General features: G+C 51.0%; 18 protein-coding genes. All 18 read right to left on the bottom strand.

The window, feature by feature from the left end:
• Window positions 1-21 precede the first annotated feature (21 nt).
• Window positions 22-693 carry a hypothetical protein gene (locus SYN6312_RS20395; protein WP_216594157.1) on the bottom strand — a complete coding sequence of 224 codons (672 nt, stop codon included), beginning with the start codon at window positions 691-693 and terminating at the stop codon, window positions 22-24.
• Entirely contained in the window at window positions 690-4,097 is a 3,408-nt protein-coding gene (gene drmA / locus SYN6312_RS15885) for a DISARM system helicase DrmA (protein ID WP_015125917.1), read from the bottom strand. The genes SYN6312_RS20395 and drmA overlap by 4 nt, the downstream gene beginning before the upstream one ends.
• Window positions 4,094-4,480 (bottom strand): DUF5615 family PIN-like protein, encoded by a 387-nt coding sequence (locus SYN6312_RS15890; RefSeq protein WP_015125918.1) that lies wholly within the window; start codon window positions 4,478-4,480, stop codon window positions 4,094-4,096. The genes drmA and SYN6312_RS15890 overlap by 4 nt, the downstream gene beginning before the upstream one ends.
• Complete coding sequence (locus SYN6312_RS15895; protein WP_015125919.1) at window positions 4,477-4,725, bottom strand: DUF433 domain-containing protein; 249 nt, start codon at window positions 4,723-4,725, stop codon at window positions 4,477-4,479. The genes SYN6312_RS15890 and SYN6312_RS15895 overlap by 4 nt, the downstream gene beginning before the upstream one ends.
• Window positions 4,726-4,768: 43 nt before the next feature.
• Window positions 4,769-5,176 carry a type II toxin-antitoxin system VapC family toxin gene (locus SYN6312_RS15900; protein ID WP_015125920.1) on the bottom strand — a complete coding sequence of 136 codons (408 nt, stop codon included), beginning with the start codon at window positions 5,174-5,176 and terminating at the stop codon, window positions 4,769-4,771.
• Window positions 5,173-5,409: a hypothetical protein gene (locus SYN6312_RS15905; protein ID WP_015125921.1), complete on the bottom strand. Its 237-nt coding sequence runs from the start codon at window positions 5,407-5,409 to the stop codon at window positions 5,173-5,175. Before SYN6312_RS15905 ends, SYN6312_RS15900 begins: the two co-directional genes overlap by 4 nt.
• Window positions 5,410-5,447: 38 nt before the next feature.
• Window positions 5,448-6,119 (bottom strand): hypothetical protein, encoded by a 672-nt coding sequence (locus SYN6312_RS20400; RefSeq protein WP_051021053.1) that lies wholly within the window; start codon window positions 6,117-6,119, stop codon window positions 5,448-5,450.
• A gap of 273 nt (window positions 6,120-6,392) precedes the next feature.
• Complete coding sequence (locus SYN6312_RS20405) at window positions 6,393-6,737, bottom strand: hypothetical protein (protein ID WP_051021054.1); 345 nt, start codon at window positions 6,735-6,737, stop codon at window positions 6,393-6,395.
• A 6-nt stretch (window positions 6,738-6,743) separates the two neighbouring features.
• On the bottom strand, window positions 6,744-7,127 hold the full coding sequence (locus SYN6312_RS15915; RefSeq protein WP_015125922.1) for a type II toxin-antitoxin system VapC family toxin: 384 nt from the start codon (window positions 7,125-7,127) through the stop codon (window positions 6,744-6,746).
• The gene (locus SYN6312_RS15920) at window positions 7,124-7,333 is read right to left on the bottom strand and encodes a DUF2281 domain-containing protein (protein WP_041430902.1); all 210 of its coding nucleotides are present in this window, start codon (window positions 7,331-7,333) and stop codon (window positions 7,124-7,126) included. Before SYN6312_RS15920 ends, SYN6312_RS15915 begins: the two co-directional genes overlap by 4 nt.
• A 41-nt stretch (window positions 7,334-7,374) precedes the next feature.
• Window positions 7,375-8,283: an Eco57I restriction-modification methylase domain-containing protein gene (locus SYN6312_RS20410; RefSeq protein ID WP_051021056.1), complete on the bottom strand. Its 909-nt coding sequence runs from the start codon at window positions 8,281-8,283 to the stop codon at window positions 7,375-7,377.
• Complete coding sequence (locus SYN6312_RS15925) at window positions 8,276-10,171, bottom strand: type IIL restriction-modification enzyme MmeI (protein ID WP_051021057.1); 1,896 nt, start codon at window positions 10,169-10,171, stop codon at window positions 8,276-8,278. Before SYN6312_RS15925 ends, SYN6312_RS20410 begins: the two co-directional genes overlap by 8 nt.
• Window positions 10,172-10,209: 38 nt before the next feature.
• Window positions 10,210-10,815: a hypothetical protein gene (locus tag SYN6312_RS15930; protein WP_015125924.1), complete on the bottom strand. Its 606-nt coding sequence runs from the start codon at window positions 10,813-10,815 to the stop codon at window positions 10,210-10,212.
• 52 nt (window positions 10,816-10,867) lie between these two features.
• Entirely contained in the window at window positions 10,868-11,713 is an 846-nt protein-coding gene (locus tag SYN6312_RS15935) for an IS630 family transposase (RefSeq protein ID WP_015125925.1), read from the bottom strand.
• A 20-nt stretch (window positions 11,714-11,733) separates the two neighbouring features.
• On the bottom strand, window positions 11,734-12,243 hold the full coding sequence (locus SYN6312_RS15940; RefSeq protein WP_083853536.1) for an AAA family ATPase: 510 nt from the start codon (window positions 12,241-12,243) through the stop codon (window positions 11,734-11,736).
• A 373-nt stretch (window positions 12,244-12,616) separates the two neighbouring features.
• Window positions 12,617-12,826, bottom strand: a complete 210-nt coding sequence (locus SYN6312_RS15950) for an AAA family ATPase (RefSeq protein ID WP_041430905.1) — start codon at window positions 12,824-12,826, stop codon at window positions 12,617-12,619.
• Between the two features lie 21 nt (window positions 12,827-12,847).
• Window positions 12,848-16,090 (bottom strand): DISARM system SNF2-like helicase DrmD, encoded by a 3,243-nt coding sequence (gene drmD, locus SYN6312_RS15955; RefSeq protein ID WP_015125926.1) that lies wholly within the window; start codon window positions 16,088-16,090, stop codon window positions 12,848-12,850.
• 666 nt (window positions 16,091-16,756) lie between these two features.
• Window positions 16,757-17,044 carry a hypothetical protein gene (locus tag SYN6312_RS18520; RefSeq protein ID WP_253276375.1) on the bottom strand — a complete coding sequence of 96 codons (288 nt, stop codon included), beginning with the start codon at window positions 17,042-17,044 and terminating at the stop codon, window positions 16,757-16,759.
• Window positions 17,045-17,219 lie beyond the last annotated feature (175 nt).

Here is a 17,219-nt window from a genome sequence, read left to right on the forward strand (position 1 = left end):
TCGATGGCGACGGCAGGGTTCTTATCCTTGAGGGCCAAGCCAGGGGCGGTGTCCTTCACAAACACCCAGTACCTTAGAATCCGTGACTTTAGCCTGGGATAAGGGACGTAGGCTCCCGCACTGCTCAGAGCGCACGAAAATTTCTTCAAAATCGTTGCCTGAACCAGCTTCATCTAACCAGAGCTGACCCCGGCACCTAGACTGGAAATCATTGTGGACAAAGGCATTCCAGTTAATGTCGCTAAGGTGGCCATTGGTGCAGTCCTGCACAAACCGTACTGGAACTGCCTGCACTCGTTTGCCTTCAAATTTCGCTCCTCCCTTCACGGAACTCCAGGAAATCAAGGGGCGGGTGCGGTAGGATTTGCCAGCCCGCTCGATCGTGCGATCAATCTGAGCGAGAAACCAGATGGGGAAGACCAAGGCATCAACGCCACTGAAGGGCACTTTTGGGTCACTGGCTTTGCAAGGGGGGGCAAATAGTTTAATGTCATGCCCGTCGGGAAGGTTCAGGCTCCTTGCAACCTTGTACTTTAGCCAGTCTTCTCGGATGAATTGTTTTTCGCCTTTCCAGTAACTGAGTCCTGAAATAATCACCGACCGGGCGGGCAAATCTACCATCGAACCGGGGCCAAAGGTAGTGAGTATCTGGCTCTGGCGAAGTTCGCCACTGGCCTTCTTGAGCTGGCTCATTCGTCGTCTCCTTTAACTCCTTCCATGGTGTACGGGTCTCGAATCCAGAGGTTGACGGTGGCTTCCACATCGCGCAGACTACGCTGGGCCTTGAACTTTTGCTCATCGATAGGGCGCTGATCCGCAGATAAATCTAGGGCATCGACCAGAAGGGCAGGAGCTAGGTCTGCTTCTTTTTGGTACTGTAGCCGGGGGTCGCGGGTCAAAATTCGTTCCCAGGTATCGAGGGGGTCGGTAACTTGCGCTCGCACTCTTATCCGCAGGTCATTTGCCGTTTCACCATCTAGGTCAGAGCTGTGACCTTCGGCCCGACGGGCAATGGCCTCGACCATAGGAGCTACCGCTGCCCGTTGGTCAGTTAGGTTAGAGGCTCCTAGGGGGGAGGTCATCTCTGGCACTCCGAGGCGGGCAAGGGCAACGGTGACACCAGCCAGCCCCCGATCTAACGCCCGAGGGGAAAATGGGGTAACACTGGTCGCCTCTACTGCCCGGTAGAAACTGTTGTGCCAGCTTTGAAAGCGCTCGTAGTGAGAGCGATCGCGGGGCCGGTGAATATTCATCAGCGTTACGACTAAACCGGGCTTATTCTGAGCCCGCCCAACCCGGCTGGTGGCCTGAATGTATTCAGCAGCAGTCTTAGGCTGACCCAGCACTACCATTAGACCCAGGCGTACAATGTCGAGACCAACCGAAATCATGTTGGTGGCCAGGGCAATATCGACTCGCTCATCTTCATGAAAGGATTTGGAGAGGCGGCGTTTTGTGTTCGCAATTTTGTTAGTACTCACCCGTGAAGTTAGTTCTTCAGGCACCTCATCAATCTTCCGGTTATAGAATGGGCCAACTGATTCCCCCTCCCGCAGGCGCTCACCGTACTTATTGAGGCGAGAGTTGACCTCGTCCTCAACAATGCGCCGGCTACCCCCTAGCTCCCGCAAGGAGTTGAAGTACCCCATCAGGGTCATGTATGGGTCAGCAGGGTTGTCTTTCTTACGTTTACCTCCGGCCTCAACCCATTGTTTCTGGGCGGCAGCTAACAGAGCCAGATAAACCCGGAGCAAAATTACTTTCAAGCTGCGGCCCTGGGCAGCAACCCCTACATAGAGCCGACCGGGACTTGAAAAGTCAGTTTTAGCAAAGAAGGAATCATGGCGATCTGGGCCTGGAGGCGGAAAGATATCCACATGGTTGCGGCCAAACAGGGACTGAATCTGGCGGCTGGCGCGGCGCACGGTGGCGGTGGAGGCAATTACCTTAGGTCTAATAGTTTGGCCATTTTCTTCGCGACAGCACAGCGTATCTATCGCTGTTTTATAGAGTCCCACCATGGTACCTAGGGGGCCAGAGATCAGGTGCAGCTCATCCTGAATGATTAAGTCAGGCGGGGGCAGATAGCCTTCTAGGGGATGTCCAGCCAGGGTCGTGTCGCCAGGGCTGTAGAAGCCTTCGTTTTCCTGGTAGTGAGTAACGCGGCCAAACAGAGCTCCAGTTTGTCCGACCCAGGGCAATCCAGCAAATTTATCGACCGTGGCGATAATAAAGCGGGGCAGACGGCGGTAGATCGGCTCGTCTACAGCCAGAATCGGTAAGGGATTATGGCTACGGAAGTCACAATCTCGTTTGACGCATACGACCTTAAGGTTTTTGGGAGCATCTTCTGTAGGTAAGAGCTGAAAGGAGTTGGTGGTGAAGCCTTCGCCGCACCAGGGGCAGCGCTCTAGGGGGATGGGTGAAGGTTTGCTTTTGCTGTCGTGCTTAAAGTCCAGAGTACGCTGGCGAGCCGAATGCTCATCTTTATCGCCCCGTTTACCCATGCGGTTGGGGGTGGAGCTTTGGCCAACCCAGAGGCCGATTTCAAAGGGCCAGGTACCCAGCTTGTCCGGTACTTTTTGTCGTTCTAACTCCAGGGCGCAGATCAGACGCGAGGCCCGTTCTAGCTGGTCGAGAGTGAGTAGGCGTAGGGTGTAGCGCATCAGCACGCTCATGCCAGCAGCTTGAATGCCGGGGTACTTGAGCCGCCGCAAAATCAGGGTAAAAGCTGCCAGGCCCAGGTAGGCCTCAGTCTTACCACCGCCGGTAGGGAAGAACAGGAGATCTACTGTCTTGCGATCATCATGCTCTGGATTGGCCAACCCGACTAGGTTGAGCAAAATGAAGGCTACCTGAAAGGGCCGCCATGTGGGTTCTAAAAAGCTCTCAGGGGGTTTACCCTCTTCTTGGCTGAGTTGGTGGCGACGAGCGGTGGCGATCGCCCGGTTGGCCACCTGAAAAGCCTCTAGTATCTGGGGGTCAGCCAGGGCGTTGAGACCGGACTCAATGCGATCGCAAACCCCATTTGCCCGATCCAGTAGATTTCTAGCTACGTCAGCGGCTTCCTGGGGACTAATGGCCATGGCCCGCTGGGTTGCAATCCAGGCCCGGTACTCGGTGACTAATGGCCCTACCATGCCTCGAATGGTGGCAGCATCGCGGGCTAGAGCGAGAGATTCCATGCCGAGTTGTACCCCTTTGGGTGCTGTTGGGGCCACCCTGGGCACTTCAGCGGTAGGAATCCAGGTGGTGCAAACCTCGGTGCAGTGACTGCCATCAGGCTCTATAGCTAAAGCCGAAACGTTGTGGCCCACGGCAAATTCGTAGTCGTCACGGTACTGAAGAGCAGCCACAGCCTCATCCCAATCGTCGGTGCTAACGCTTCGAGGGTCGGGTCGGGGCACAAATCCTTCGGGGCAACGAATGTTGAGATGGGTTTGAAAGGCAAAGGTAGAGTCACGGTCTCCAGAGGTAAGCTGGCGATAGTTGACTAAAAAGATTGATACTGCCTTAGTGCCGTAGGGAAAACGATCGTCTAGCACAGGCCGGCAGATGACCACTAGGTTGAGGCCACTACCACCAGGAAGATCAATGGCGTAGGGTTCTGAGCTTTCTTCAATACGGACAGGAACAACCGCTTTCTGAGGGACACGCTGCCAGCGGTCAGGCTTTTTCTTGCTTTTACCCCGCTCCTGGGGGTCTTCCTCAAAATGCTCTTCAAGGTTGGTTGACATGGGCAGATAGTCGCCCCAAGTCACATTAGCTTCGACGGTTTCAGTTTTGCTGGAGACTAGAACGCTGAGTCCCATAGAAGATGGAAATAGGGCCTTGCGGGCAGCGGGCTTTTCGGGATTACTGCTGTCTTCGCTGGAATCGCTCTGGGTGACTTCTTCGGGGATGTTATCGTCGGCATCATCGTCGGAGCGAATATCGGGTGGTGCGCCATAGGGGGCTAAGAAACCTGTGAGGTACCACTTGGAAGGGGCCTGCGTGAGGACTTCATTAGCGTGCTTGGTGTCATTGGGGGCAGGGCCAACCAGGTCAATGTTGAGCGCATCTACTAGGGTGGCGCGAATTTCAGCGGAGGTAGTCATGGCAAAGGCTCTTGTGGGGCGGGTTCTTCTTGATAAATGCGAACAGTCCCTTTCTGAATGATCCACAATTTCCCAGTGATATCCATTGTCTTTAAGGCATTCACTAAGGTTTGTATCGCCTCTAACAAATCCGAGTGACTGGGTTGTTTGGGTAACCGTAGGACGGCAATGCCGCTATAGAGTGAGGGCTTAAATTGAAGTGGATTACTAAAATCTAAATCTAGTGTTACCAAGCATCGTTGCTCCTGCTGGCATACCGAGATCACTTTCGTGTCAGGAGCACTGATCAGATTTTGCTCAACAATGGTCGCCACATCATACCCGGCTTGTCGCAATAGATTTTGCCCACGATAACCAATGTTTTCGTCTAGCTTAAACTTCATGCGGCTGATTCAATGGGTACATCTACAAATCGTTCTCTCGCCATTTCGGCTCCGTAGGCTAGACAGGCTAAAACATCGTCTGTGGTCAACTGCGGATATTCTTCTAGAATTTCTGAGGTGGTCATACCGCTCGCCATAAAGTCTAAAATCAACGACACCCAAATCCGATGTCCCTTGATGCAGGGTTTGCCAAAGCAAATGTTGGGGTTGACGGAAATACGTTGTAGTAGTTCTTGTCGGTTCATATGTCAAATTCTTCGCAATTTAGTGTTTAATCAGAGTCTGCTATCAAGGTAAGAGAGCAAAATATGGAAACTGATTTGACTGAATGATGTCAAAATGCCTCCGATCTAACGTCAAAATATTTTGAATTTTGTGTTGATCTGCAAGACTAGCGAGACTGGCATTTACAAATCCAATGGGGATGTCAGAATAAGCCCTCATAACTTCTATTGCCTTGCTGATATCTGACGCATCCATACCTAAATAGCTGAAGGCACCTGAGTTGACATCTTCAAAAAAGGCTCTCGACACTCTTTCTCCTAAATATTTAGTGACCATGTAGTCTACTTCCGGCAAAATAGAAACAGGAACAACCAATTCAAATAGGCTAACAAGTCTAACGACATCGGCGTGGTGACGATCCTTTCGATTGATAAGGGCTATAACACCACTTGTGTCAGCCAGCATTTTCATGGTTCTTGCCACAGCAAATCATCCACCCGTTCAGACAAGTCAGAATATTCACTCTCGCCCAGGCCGACTGACTTAGCCTGTACTCTCTGTAGGGCAAAAACATAGAGATTTAGGGCTTCTTGTACTAAATCGGAGACGGTTTTGTCTTGATTCTTAGCAATGGCTTCCAAATTATCCTGGAGGGGCTTGGGTAAAACAATGGGTGTTCCTTCCATTTGCTCTGCTCGTTGCATACTGGGATTCCTCTCCCATCATAGATTTACTGATGGGGCTACATCTCCAGGCCAGGGATTGTGGAAGGTTCTGCCTTGGACTTACCCTTTTTGGTGCCTCTAGCGGTTGAGGTGTTAGCTTTCTGGGCTGCTTTATGCCCCCACACTTCTTCTAAATGCCGCTGCTGGTTAAGTTCAAGGAGGCGAGCGAGGACTTCATCATGGGTGGCTTCAGGCCATTTGTAGCGCCAGGGAAGTTTGCGGTTGCCAGTTTTGACGAGGGCATCGAAGGCGGTGGCTTCTGCGGCGGTCGGGAAAAAGAGGTCACCGGAGGCAATGCGGTCTTGGGCTGTGGCGGGTAGGTCATCGGGGTCTGTATCGAGATAGTCGAGGGCAAAACCGCAAGTGGTGTCAATGTCATCCCAGCCGTAGGCAGCGAGGACGGCGCGATCCATTTGATCGTGCAGGTCACGGAGATGGAGAATGTCGGGGTTGTTCTCGGTGGGGTTGTGGAAGCGGTTGTAGGTGTCGGTGAGACCCTGATTATTGCGAATCATCAGGTTGGCGCAGTATTCGTAGTAGGTTTTGCCAATGGCTTCGAGGGCGGGGTTGTTTTCCCAGTTGGCAGGAAAGCGGAAGGTCTCAAAGCAGTCAGAGGGGTTGTAAGTAGATCGGTCCTCTAATGTTGCACTAAAGAATTGTGTCCAAATTTCATGAACGTGAGACTGCATTGATGCAAAGTATGAATGTTGATCAAGTGAAAAAACAACCAGCTTGTGACTGAAAACTAATTTGGAAGGTAAAAAAACAAAGTTCAGATATTTTGTAGCGGCAGCAGGTATAACTAAAACTCGATTACACTCCGCTATCGCTCTAGCAAGTTCTCTTCTATCTGCTCCAAATAGCCACCACTTAGCTGCTACAGTGCGATTCCAGTTATTTTTGGGTGGCAATGTAATTCTTCCTGGCTTAACCTTCTCCTCAACAATCGCCATCAAATCTGGCTACTGTCGCACCTCTGCCTCGGTCATCTCCCCAAAATTAATCACATAACGACGATGGGCGTGGGTCGGGCTACTGTTCACCTCCTCACCGCCAATGTAGGGAAAAATGCGCTCGGCATTGCAGGGGTCTTTTTCAATCAGACGGTGCATTTCGGCAATGGGGGTCGCTTCTGGGTTGGTGTCATCAAAGGTAAAGCCCATGCCCAGCACATAGCTACCGATAAAACTCTTACCTTGATTTGCTAACAAAACCTGTGGATCATCATTTCCGCCTTTGGCAAACAAAAACGCCGTAATTTTTTCAACAGGTTTGCCGTCGAGAATGATCCAGGGTCTGTAAGGCATAATAATTTACCAAATCCGATTGATACCATAGAGATCGAATACAACATCGGCACTAACTAAAGGAACTTGCTCGACCAGGGATTGAGTGATGAGCAATCGGTCGAAGGGATCACGGTGCTGAGAGGGAAGAGTTGAGATCGCGTTGAGATGCGGAATCGCGATAGGTAAAATATCCATCTCATTGTTCTGGAGTTGCAACGGAATAAATTCGTTAAATGGCTTCGGTAGCGTGAGTTTGCTAATACTCACTTTGATGGCGATTTCCCAAAGGCTGGCCACACTCACCCAAATATTCACATCAGATTCGATCAGAGATTTCGCGACTGAACTCAATTGAGGATCGTTGTTCACAAACCATAGAAATGTATGTGTGTCCAGTAGAATTCTCATTCCATATACTCTCGAAAATCCTCTAGAGGAGCATCAAAGTCAGGAGCTATCCAAATTTGTCCTGCGGCACTACCACTCTGACGGCGTTTCTTGGTGGGTGGCAGTTCTTGTACGATGATTTGAATCTGCTTACCCTCCAGCGCTTCCGGCAAGGGAGTATTTAAGGTAATCGTGCCGTTTTGACACGTTGCAGTAAGAACAATCATGACCGTTTTACCTAAGTAGCCAAAACCTAGCACACTGGCATTCAGCGAGTGACTTTCATAATATGCACTAAACTCACAACCACTGCCGCTAATCCGGGCCATTTATAACGGCGGGTCGCGTTGTAAATCATGCCGCCATTGTTGCAAATAAACCGGAGCCCTGTACTGCGGGTGTCGCCCTGGGCAATGGTGTTGGTGGCGATGAGTCCCATAGTGCCGCCAGACCGTAGAAGCGTGTGGGATCGCCTAAAAAAGTGCGCCACCACGTCCGCGTTGCCATGGGATTCGTGATGCACGATTTTGAGCCAATCGATATAGCCTTCAGGATTACCGTTGATGGTGGTATTTTTACCCGCGAACGGTGGATTTCCCACAATCCCATCAAACCCCGGATTCTTTCGATCAAACACCTCTGGAAACTCAATGTCCCAACTAAACGGCGTGATCGGTTTGGTGGCCTGGCGGAGAGCATTAGAAATAGTTTTGAGTTGGATAGAGGCTTCGTTGTCTTCAGTATCGATTGCTTGCCGGGAGTTACGGACAAGTGCAGTGTACTCCGAGAGCTTGGCATCACGCTCCTTCTTGCTGCTGCCATTAAAAAACGCCGCAATCTTCACATCGCCAATCAGCTTGGCTTCCTCTAGCTCCAGTTCTGCCCGCTGCCATTGGGACAGTTTTGCCTCGGCATCCTCATCCGTCCGCGTATCCAGCGCTTGAATCTGCGTTCTATACGCCTTCGCCCGATCGACCTTCTCCTTCAAGTACTTAAACAGCGGTAGGTCTTGCGTCGGGTCTTTGCCAAAGCTGCCAATCTCTGCCCGCGTCAGCCCCACCAGTGAATCCCCACACTTCAGTGCATGATCGACAAAGGTAAAGGGTTGATCCTTCGCCAGAGTCACCAACCACAGCGACAACTTTGCCAGATTTACCGCAAAAGGGTTCTTATCCACCCCATATAGACACCGCTGGGCCACCCACCAGGCGACGGGCATAGAGGAGGGGTTCGATCTCGGCAGGTAGATCGGCGGGCTGGCCATGGGTATCCCACGCCTCCACCAGCTTCTCCGCTAGTTGGCGACAGGCCTCCACCAAAAATGCAGCCGAACCCATCGCTAGGTCGCACACCTTCAACTCCAAAATTTGCTCTGGCGTGGGATGGTCACCCAACTGCTCAAAAATGGGGCGCAGTGTCGTCGCTACAATCGGCTGAGTCAACTTCCGAGGCGTATAGTGCGACCCTGTCCGGCGGCGTTCTTCCCCCGGCTGAAGATAAAGAGACCCCGGTGGCAAAAGATTGGGGGTTCTCGATGACACCCGACTGCCCAGCGCTTCCATGATGTCGTCAACCGTCTTGGCTTGCTTCAGTGCCGTTGCTCCCTTGGCAGTCAGCTCGCAGTCAGCCTCTTTTTTCAGAACCTTGTCCCGACTTCCCGGCTTCTCGGCCAGTAGTGCCTCTAAATTCACCACCACATCCTTTGGCCTCACCGCAATCGAGAGGGACTCAGCTACCTCCACCTCATAGCCCATAATCGCCTCATACACCGAGCCGATCTGCTCCACATCCAAAGCGCGGTAGGAGAGGCGTTCGCCATTCAGCATCAACAGCTTGTCCAGCATCCGGTAAATCACGCCATCGGGAATACGAGGCGCGGCTACCCGGCCATAGGACTGAAACTGGCTGGCCTGGGGTCGTCCTTCTAAAAACGGGTACTCATCCGGGTCAAACAGTTGCCCATGACGGGCGGGGAGATATGCTGCGTCGGCCCCACCCCCGTCATAGACCAGCCGAAACAAACTCAGCAGTGTAGCCCAAGCCCCATAACGTTGATCCATCGTGTCGGGGTAGTTGCCTGCATCCTCCCGCAGCTTTTCGTAGAGACCAGAGACAGCATAGTGACGCTGGTAAACCTCATCATCTGGCATCAACCCCTCGTCTTCGGCATAGAGGAGAAACACCAACCGCATCAAGGTGGTAATCAGGCCCCCGTAGATATGTTGCGGGTCATTTTCCGCTAGCTTTCGCAGCAGATTCCCATTCACCGCCGCATCAGCCGCTTGAAAACCCCGCAGCAGTTCCCACAGGGCATCGAGTACCTGTTGTGCTAGTTGGGTTGACACCTGGGCCTGGTAATTGCGGCTCTCCACAAGCAGGCGACCTAACCGCTGGTTTTCCGGCACATTAAACAGGCGATCAGCCCCTAAGAGTAAGTCCAGCGCTCCCAGAATTAGCCGCCCCGGTACTTCTGTCATCGCCTGCACTGGAAACGTTAGGTATCCCGACGACTCACCACTGGGCGCATACACCAACCGAATCTCAGTGGCATTCACCAGTACCCCTGCTGCAATGCCCGTTTCCCGCAGTAGCCGCTCAAACTTGGCCTGGAAACTTGCCTGCCACCCTTGCCCTGAAACTGCCGCTGGGTCATCCTCGTCAAAGGGCAGGCCTGGAGACAGTTCCTGAATCAGCAAAATCCACTGGTCGCTGTCGGGGTCTTTAACACCATAGGTCGGCCGCAGAGTCTCCCCATAACTGGGTAACACCGCCGAGAGGTTGTCTGGGAGGTCTGCTGTGGCCACCAAGTCCTGGGGCATCCAGTTGAGCACCTGCTGGGTAAAAGCCGGGAAGTCCTTAATCCAAGCAATGCCTTCATCTCGCTGGGGAGAAATAGCCTCAGTGGAAACAATGGCCTGCAAGCGCTCTTGAATATCTACAAGCTTGGCGCGATCGATCACAGCCTGAGCTTTGATGAGGGCCGGCGGCGAAACGACTAAGCCAACGGGTTGCAGTAGTCCAAGCCATTCTTGGTGTCTAAAGGTGTCGAGATCGGTGGAGGGCATTAGCGTTACTTCAATGTGCGACTTAAGTAGATTTAAAGCTATTTACGTTTTTTCTTCATCGCTTTATTGATCTTGCTAACCAAAACGTAGAACTCATCAAAGTAGCCATTTTCGATGGTCGCCTTCTCTTTAAACTTTTTTAGCCTTTCTGCTTTAAGCTTTTGCTTGGCACTTTTTGCCAAATTCTTTTCGCTTCCCATTGCCTGAACAGCAAGGTCAGGAAACTCTGAAAATACTTCACTATTCACAGAATCTGGCAATAATCCTTCTATATCTTTCTTGCCGGATTCATTCTTGCCAACAGAAAAATAGTCTTCATTACGTTTTAATTGAAGCTTTGAAAGTGCATTAGAGACTTTGTCGTCTGCATCCAGATCATACGTAATGATTATGCGCGTAAAGCGATTGAGCAAAAATTTAAGAAGAATTAAATTGTCAAAGAAGCCAACTCCTCCATATACAAATACTTCTCCGTTTAAGTCAAGTTTCTTTTCCGCATGCATACCTTCAGACAGAAGATGAAAATACTCTTTATCAATTTCACCCTCAACCAGAAGCAACTCATCTGAGTTCTTAAAGATAATTTCTTTCCATTCTTCAAAGGATGCCTTGTCTATGCCTAAGGATACTGCGAAGGGTTCCATCCAGTTTTCTTGGCTTGTTGTATCCCAGAAGTATAGTAATTACAAATAAGTCTTAGAGATTGCGGTTGGCATAGTCTCGAATAATGTCATCAATGGCGGTGTCTGGCGTTGCATACTGTCTTCGTTTCTTCAAGGCAGCAAAATCGTGCTCAATCTTGTTAAAGTCTGGCGAGTATTTGGGTAGGAAGAGCACCTGATGCGCGCATTGGTGGGCAATGTCTCGAATCACATTTTTCCGGTGAATCGGGGCATTGTCTAAAATCAACACGGACGGGACTTGGAGGGTCGGTAATACCCACTCAGACAGCCATTTCTCAAAACATCCGGCATCAACGCTTCCCTCAACTACCATGGGGGCTAATAGAGCATCTTTGCATCTGGCCATGAGTAGATTTTCCCGTTTTTCTCGTTTTCCGGTTCTGTCTGCAAAAAGCTTGGTGCCTCGTTGGGCCCACCCCCAGGGTTGAGAGACTCGGTTGTCAAAGCCACTTTCATCGATGTAAACGAGACATCTCGACCCCTGTCGCTTCACAATCTCCTGTAATTGCTTGAGATAGACTTGACGTTCCTGAGGATTGCGTTCTCGATACTTTTGCTGTTTTTTTCGGGTAATTTTCATCTGCTTCAGGGCATACCAAATGGCGTGAATGTTCACCCCGAAATGGGCTGCTCGGTCACAGAGGCGGGCATTGGGGTGGTCTTTAACGTGCTGTTCTAGAACCGCCCAATCGAGCTTGCGCTGACGACGTTTGACAACGGTGGGACGTAAATCCTCTCGGTTCAACCAGTTATAGACCGTTGCCGGACACACCTGAAACCGACGAGATGCCTCTGCTTTGCTGCCACCCTCTTTTACAAAGGTCACGACTCGGGTGCGCAAATCCATGCTGTACGGCATTGACTTTTCATCTTTACTTCTTAATTGAAAGTACTATATGTCTCTCGGAGCTGTTTGCCTACAATTTTTCTACACAATAGAAGATTGCAGTTAGGTTGCTCTAGGCTCAACATATGTGGGCTATGTGTAGTTGCTATGACCTGAACCTGAAATTCTTTTGACAAGTCCTGTAAAAGCTTTCCAAATTCAGCTTGAGCTGATGGGTGAAGAAAGCTCTCTGGTTCTTCAATTATGATAATGGGTGTAATCTTGTCCGACTCTGAAGCAGATTGGCTCATCCTCCTAGCTTGAAGAAGAGACAGAAGTATCTTTGTTCGGTTTTGAGTGCCGCTTCCCCAATCTTGAAGCGGTACTCCATGCTTCTTGTCTCCCAAAGAAATTGCCATCGGAAATCGCTCCAAGTTCATCCTTGGAATGGCAATCTCTACTTCATATTTATCATCTAATCTGCCAAGAAGATCTACAATTTCTTCTTTATGCTTTTGAGCAATGGTTCTTAAGACCTTAAAAAAGATTATCTTGGGCGTTATTAAGTTTCATCTTATGCGTTGCAGCAATGTCACCAAAAACCTTATATGAGTCGCCTAAGAAGAAGCTATCTTTTTGTTTTGTTGAGTTGTGAAATACTAAGACTCCAGAAGATATAAGTCTCTTATGTATCTCTTGAACCACGAAATAATCTTCTACGGGTTCTTCCTCGATGCTATTATCCATTATTATGAAAACGCTTTCTCGAGATGAATCCTCCTCAAACACCTTTCCAAGCTTAAGCTTGATTTCATTAGGTGGCCATTCCTTTTCGAGGAATCTGGATATAAATCTAAACAATCCTGCATCCAGATCTTTTGAGATGGTGATAAAGATACTTATTTCTATTGATTCTCCTGACTCTTTCCATTGAGGTTAATCATTCCCAAAATCAATTTCTTTATCCCTCACAATCCCCATAAAAGGAAGTTCCTCATCTTCCTCAAAGAAGAGAAATATTGCTTTTAACAAATTTGACTTACCTGCATTGTTCTTCCCTGATATAGCAGTGTAGTAATTGAAAAAGGGGAATTCGCAGTCAGTTATGGACTTGTAATTTTTGATTTTAACTCTGTCAATTCTCATGGCTTAAACTCATTTTTCTGGTTAACTTGAAATAGGCCACAAATACACAATCCCTACTGGTTCAATCCGCTCAGCCTTCACCGTGTAGGCCTGCTGAATCCGCTCCGGTTCCGTCACAATCTCGTCTTCAAGCTGCTCCACCCGCGTCCGCCAGTGCCGCCGATCTGCTTCAATCTGCCGCATCTCATCTCGGTTAAACAAGCCCAGTTGCAACGTCTCATACTGCCGCTCCTGCTTCAGAATTCTGTCCCGCTGCTCCTCCAGCAACGTCTTCATCTCCACCGCCTCCCGCTCACCCCGCTGGGTCAACTTGCGCTTGGCACTTTCCGTCAACTGCTGAGAACGTCGCTCCAGATGAGGCAGCAATTCCTCCACATCTCTGGCAGTACACTCCTTCATCCGATCCATCAATAAAGTTGGCACCTCCTGCAAACGACGATTGGCCAGCGATGTCTCCAGAATTTGTAGGACATCCCGCTTTTCCCCTTCCGTTAATGGCCGCAGTTTGCTTCGTCCCCTGGCCTGGGGGTCTAGCCATTCCGCCGCTACGGTCACAATTTCATCATGCAGCCGGGCCGCTCTCTCCCCGTATAACGACAGCCGCCCCAGCATAATCACCCTAGGAATAGGGTCATCAGTCCGGCACATACAGGCACGAGTCAGCTCATCGTATAGAAAACCCTGGGATAAGAACCGCCCCAACAGCCGCTGCACCATGCGATGCTCCAAGTGAAGATGCACCACCTCCCCATCTAGAGACCCCGGATCACGAAATACAATCGGGCGAATAGGGGCTTCTTTGCGCCATTCCCACAGTTTTTGTCCTCGCTGACGCGGTGCCCGCAGAGTGTCGAGAGTATTGGCCCAGGTCAGGTCTGCCCCGGATTGTTGGTCGAGGGCGGGTACTTCCCAGCGACTACACTCATCGTTGTCTACGTCCTCTGGTGCCGAAAGCGGTCTAAGTCCTGGTGCCCCCATTAGTTCCAGCGATACCGATAAAGCATCGCGAAAGTGGCGATCACTCAGGCTTAGCCACTCTTTTGAGTCGCGTAACATCCCCTCTAGCTCCACCTGTTGCTGCCGCAGTTTATCTTGCCGCAGCCGGATAGCCTCTAACTCTTCTTCTATCGCCCCGCTCCGCCCTTTAGAGACATCGTCAGCTTCGTCTGCCCCATTGATGGCACTGGCTAATGTCTCAGCCTCGTTGGCCCAAATACCCTTCTCCAACAGTTTCGAGACATTCTTTTCAATCACGGGTGATAGACTACCCAACTCGTCGTGGATGCGCTTAGTCTTTTGCACCAGCACATCAATCACCCGGTCTTCGGGCCGCTGGGGTAACACAAAGTAGTGGCATCGCACTTCATCGGCTCGCTGGAGCTTGCGATCGATGCGACCATTGCGCTGCTCCATGCGGCTGGGGTTCCAGGGCACATCGAAGTGGAATAAGTCGGCACAGTAGTTTTGTAGGTTTACCCCCTCCCGCGCCGCATCGGTTGCTATCAAAATTCGCAGGGGGTGCTGGGCCGGATCGGCGTTGAAGGCGGCTTTGATTTCCTCGCGGCGATCATCGCCCATACCGCCGTGGAAGATGCCAATGCGATCATCTTCACGATCAGAACCAGCAATTATGCGCTTAAGTTGCTGCTCGAGGTAGCGCTTAGTATCGGCATACTCAGTAAAAGTGAGGACTCGTCGGTTGAGCCAGTGGGCACCAGGCTGGCCCAAGTTAGGGCCAAGATTCTGCCGCAGCCAATTTTCCAGGGTCAAAATTCGGCTGTCGGGCTGTCGTCGGTTCAACTCAGCGATTTGAGTCATTGCCTCCAGCAGCTCTAGCTCCTCGCGGGAAATGGCTTCGCCTGCGGCATAGGTAGCCTTTTCCATCTGGCTATCTTCTTCAGCAGTCACCTCCTCCTCTTGTAGGTCAGCCCGGTCATCGTCGCACCCAGGACTCTCTAACAGTAGGGAAAGACTACCCTGCCTAGTGACTTTATGCTGGGCCTGGCGCTCAATAGCCCGTCGATGGACGCGTAGGGTGCGGGCAAATGCCTCAATAGATGACAGCAAACGCTTTTGCAGGTTGGTCATTACCAGCATGGCGGTGGTTTGGGCCGAGCGGGGAGAATCTTTCAGCCGCTGCTCGCAACAGGTGCGGTAGTTTTGCAGGAGCCGAGCCAACACTAGCTCTGGAGCATCTTCAGGTAACCCGTCGATGATGACCGATATAATCTCCCGCCGGGGAAAGTCGGGTTCATTAATTGCTCGCAGATATTGCTTGAGTCGCCGCACCATAACAGCATCCAGCAGCTTTTTGTTGCGCACTGGCACCCCCCGGCAAAACCTTTGGGGGTCGAGAATTTCTAGCAGAGCTGCAAAGCTGTTGGAGTGCCCGTTATGGGGAGTAGCAGACAAAAATAGCCGATGCTCAAACCGGGGAGCCAAGTCGCGGACTACCTTGGTCAGTTGGGAGTCGATCGCATACCGAGAAGCGCTAGCCGGAGCCGCATTGTGGGCTTCATCCAAAATCAATAGTGCCCCTGCTGAAAACTCACCCAACCAATCCCGCAAGGGGGCGGCGTAGGTCTCATCCCGCAGTAGTGCATGGGAAATGATGAAGCGGGTATGGGTCTTCCAGGGATTGATACCGTAGCCCCGTTCTCGCCGCTTGGTAGAAACAAAGTCACGGTCAAACACAATAAAGGTGAGACCAAAGCGACTCTCCATCTCCTCCTGCCACTGGCGCACTACCGACGGTGGGCAAGAAATCACTACCCGCTTAATCTTCTGCCGCATCAGCATCTCGCGCAGAATAAGACCCGCTTCGATAGTTTTGCCCAAGCCTACGTCGTCTGCGATAAACAGATTAACCCTGGGCATCCGCAGGGCCTTGCGTAGGGGCTCTAGCTGGTAGGCTTTGACCTCAATTCCTGCCCGATAGGGGGCCTGAAATAACTTTGGCTCAGTAGAGGTAACGCAGTTCCACCGTAGCGCATGGAGGTAAGCCGAAAAGTAGCGGGGCTGATCAAATCCTTTATGAGCCACAGACTCCCAGGAGGAGGTTTCGATCACCTGAGCGTCGACCTCCCGCTCCCAAAATACCTCTAGTGTTTCCCCCTGGGCATCATCCTCCAGGCAAGCCAAGCGTACCAGAGTGTCTCCTGTAGCCACAGGAGCGGGGGTGATGTCTTCCACCAAAAATTGGCGCGAACGCACATGGACGATTTGACCAGGGCTGAGGGTATTGCTGTTCTCGGTGCCTGCCAATGGTTAATCTCCAATTCACCGCTAGAAAATGTGCATGGATAACGTTACTTACAAGTTGAGCATAGGCTAATCAGCCATGAGTTTCAGCGACAACCCTGCCCCATTGACTAATAGACCATATTGCCTTGGAGAAGTGCTGGTCGCAACAACGAGTCAAATACGTAGCCTTATTCTGCTACTTTCACATGGGATGTAACGATAATTTATACAGTCATAAAATATCACTACCCTCCATAGTCACCTAATTACTAAGAAGTACCCGTAGACTTCCTATCGCCCCGAATTTTCGGGCAACTAGAAGCAAAGTGGGAGTGACCTTGTCTGGAAAAAGTAGACAGTGGACTTAAGCGGGAACAGGACTGGGGCACAATCCTGGTAGACCTTGCAGAAGAGACAAGCTATGACAACTTCAAGTCGGAGCTAGCCGTTTACCAAGGCAAGGAAGGGCGAAACTACGAACATTCACTTCATAAAGTATGGGTGTTATGCACGACCTCCAGACTTCTCGGTAACTCCGGCGCTACCTAACGGAGCATGGACTAACCGCAGCAGCAGTAATAGCCAGACCCGCAAGCACCATCTACGGTCTATGGGTAACAAGGTGAGGCTATTGCTGTCGCCCGCAATTCAGAAAAGAAGCCCCCCTAGACAGAATCATTCATCCACTCACACTTCGGGCAATCCCAGTGAGCTGGAGGCGAAGATGCAGGGGGAAAACGTCATCACATCTGGGACAACAGCCCGAAATAATGGATGTGACTCTAATAAGTGGAGGCGGTTTTCAGCGGACACGACACGGCGAGTGACAACCAACTCCCCGTTGTAGTAGGCAGCCCCAACAGGTTCCCATAGATCGGTGTCATAACCTGGCTCCGGGGCATAATCTGGGCAGGCATCACTGCTCGGCCCACAGGGATGAATAGCACAGACCAAATACTGGCTGTGGGCGTTCATCTGACAAGACTCACACTGCTGAGATTTAGGCACCTGCATCTGTTTCAGCTCTTAGCACACCATCTAAGTCCCCTTCTTCGCCCCCCATTTAGAGTTAATCCTAGTAACAACAGCAAACTAAGTGTGACCACATCCCTTAGTGGGAACTAAACCCCAGGAACTATTTAAGTTAGTT

Source organism: Synechococcus sp. PCC 6312 (genome assembly GCF_000316685.1).
Taxonomy (GTDB): domain Bacteria; phylum Cyanobacteriota; class Cyanobacteriia; order Thermosynechococcales; family Thermosynechococcaceae; genus Pseudocalidococcus.

Excerpts from the sequence above, each read along its gene's own strand:
- SYN6312_RS20395 (WP_216594157.1), bottom strand. The coding sequence starts at position 693 with ATGAGCCAGCTCAAGAAGGCCAGTGGCGAACTTCGCCAGAGCCAGATA.
- drmA (WP_015125917.1), bottom strand. The coding sequence starts at position 4,097 with ATGACTACCTCCGCTGAAATTCGCGCCACCCTAGTAGATGCGCTCAAC.
- SYN6312_RS15890 (WP_015125918.1), bottom strand. The coding sequence starts at position 4,480 with ATGAAGTTTAAGCTAGACGAAAACATTGGTTATCGTGGGCAAAATCTA.
- SYN6312_RS15895 (WP_015125919.1), bottom strand. The coding sequence starts at position 4,725 with ATGAACCGACAAGAACTACTACAACGTATTTCCGTCAACCCCAACATT.
- SYN6312_RS15900 (WP_015125920.1), bottom strand. The coding sequence starts at position 5,176 with ATGAAAATGCTGGCTGACACAAGTGGTGTTATAGCCCTTATCAATCGA.
- SYN6312_RS15905 (WP_015125921.1), bottom strand. The coding sequence starts at position 5,409 with ATGCAACGAGCAGAGCAAATGGAAGGAACACCCATTGTTTTACCCAAG.
- SYN6312_RS20400 (WP_051021053.1), bottom strand. The coding sequence starts at position 6,119 with ATGCAGTCTCACGTTCATGAAATTTGGACACAATTCTTTAGTGCAACA.
- SYN6312_RS20405 (WP_051021054.1), bottom strand. The coding sequence starts at position 6,737 with ATGCCTTACAGACCCTGGATCATTCTCGACGGCAAACCTGTTGAAAAA.
- SYN6312_RS15915 (WP_015125922.1), bottom strand. The coding sequence starts at position 7,127 with ATGAGAATTCTACTGGACACACATACATTTCTATGGTTTGTGAACAAC.
- SYN6312_RS15920 (WP_041430902.1), bottom strand. The coding sequence starts at position 7,333 with ATGATTGTTCTTACTGCAACGTGTCAAAACGGCACGATTACCTTAAAT.
- SYN6312_RS15925 (WP_051021057.1), bottom strand. The coding sequence starts at position 10,171 with ATGCCCTCCACCGATCTCGACACCTTTAGACACCAAGAATGGCTTGGA.
- SYN6312_RS15930 (WP_015125924.1), bottom strand. The coding sequence starts at position 10,815 with ATGGAACCCTTCGCAGTATCCTTAGGCATAGACAAGGCATCCTTTGAA.
- SYN6312_RS15935 (WP_015125925.1), bottom strand. The coding sequence starts at position 11,713 with ATGCCGTACAGCATGGATTTGCGCACCCGAGTCGTGACCTTTGTAAAA.
- SYN6312_RS15950 (WP_041430905.1), bottom strand. The coding sequence starts at position 12,826 with ATGAGAATTGACAGAGTTAAAATCAAAAATTACAAGTCCATAACTGAC.
- SYN6312_RS18520 (WP_253276375.1), bottom strand. The coding sequence starts at position 17,044 with ATGAACGCCCACAGCCAGTATTTGGTCTGTGCTATTCATCCCTGTGGG.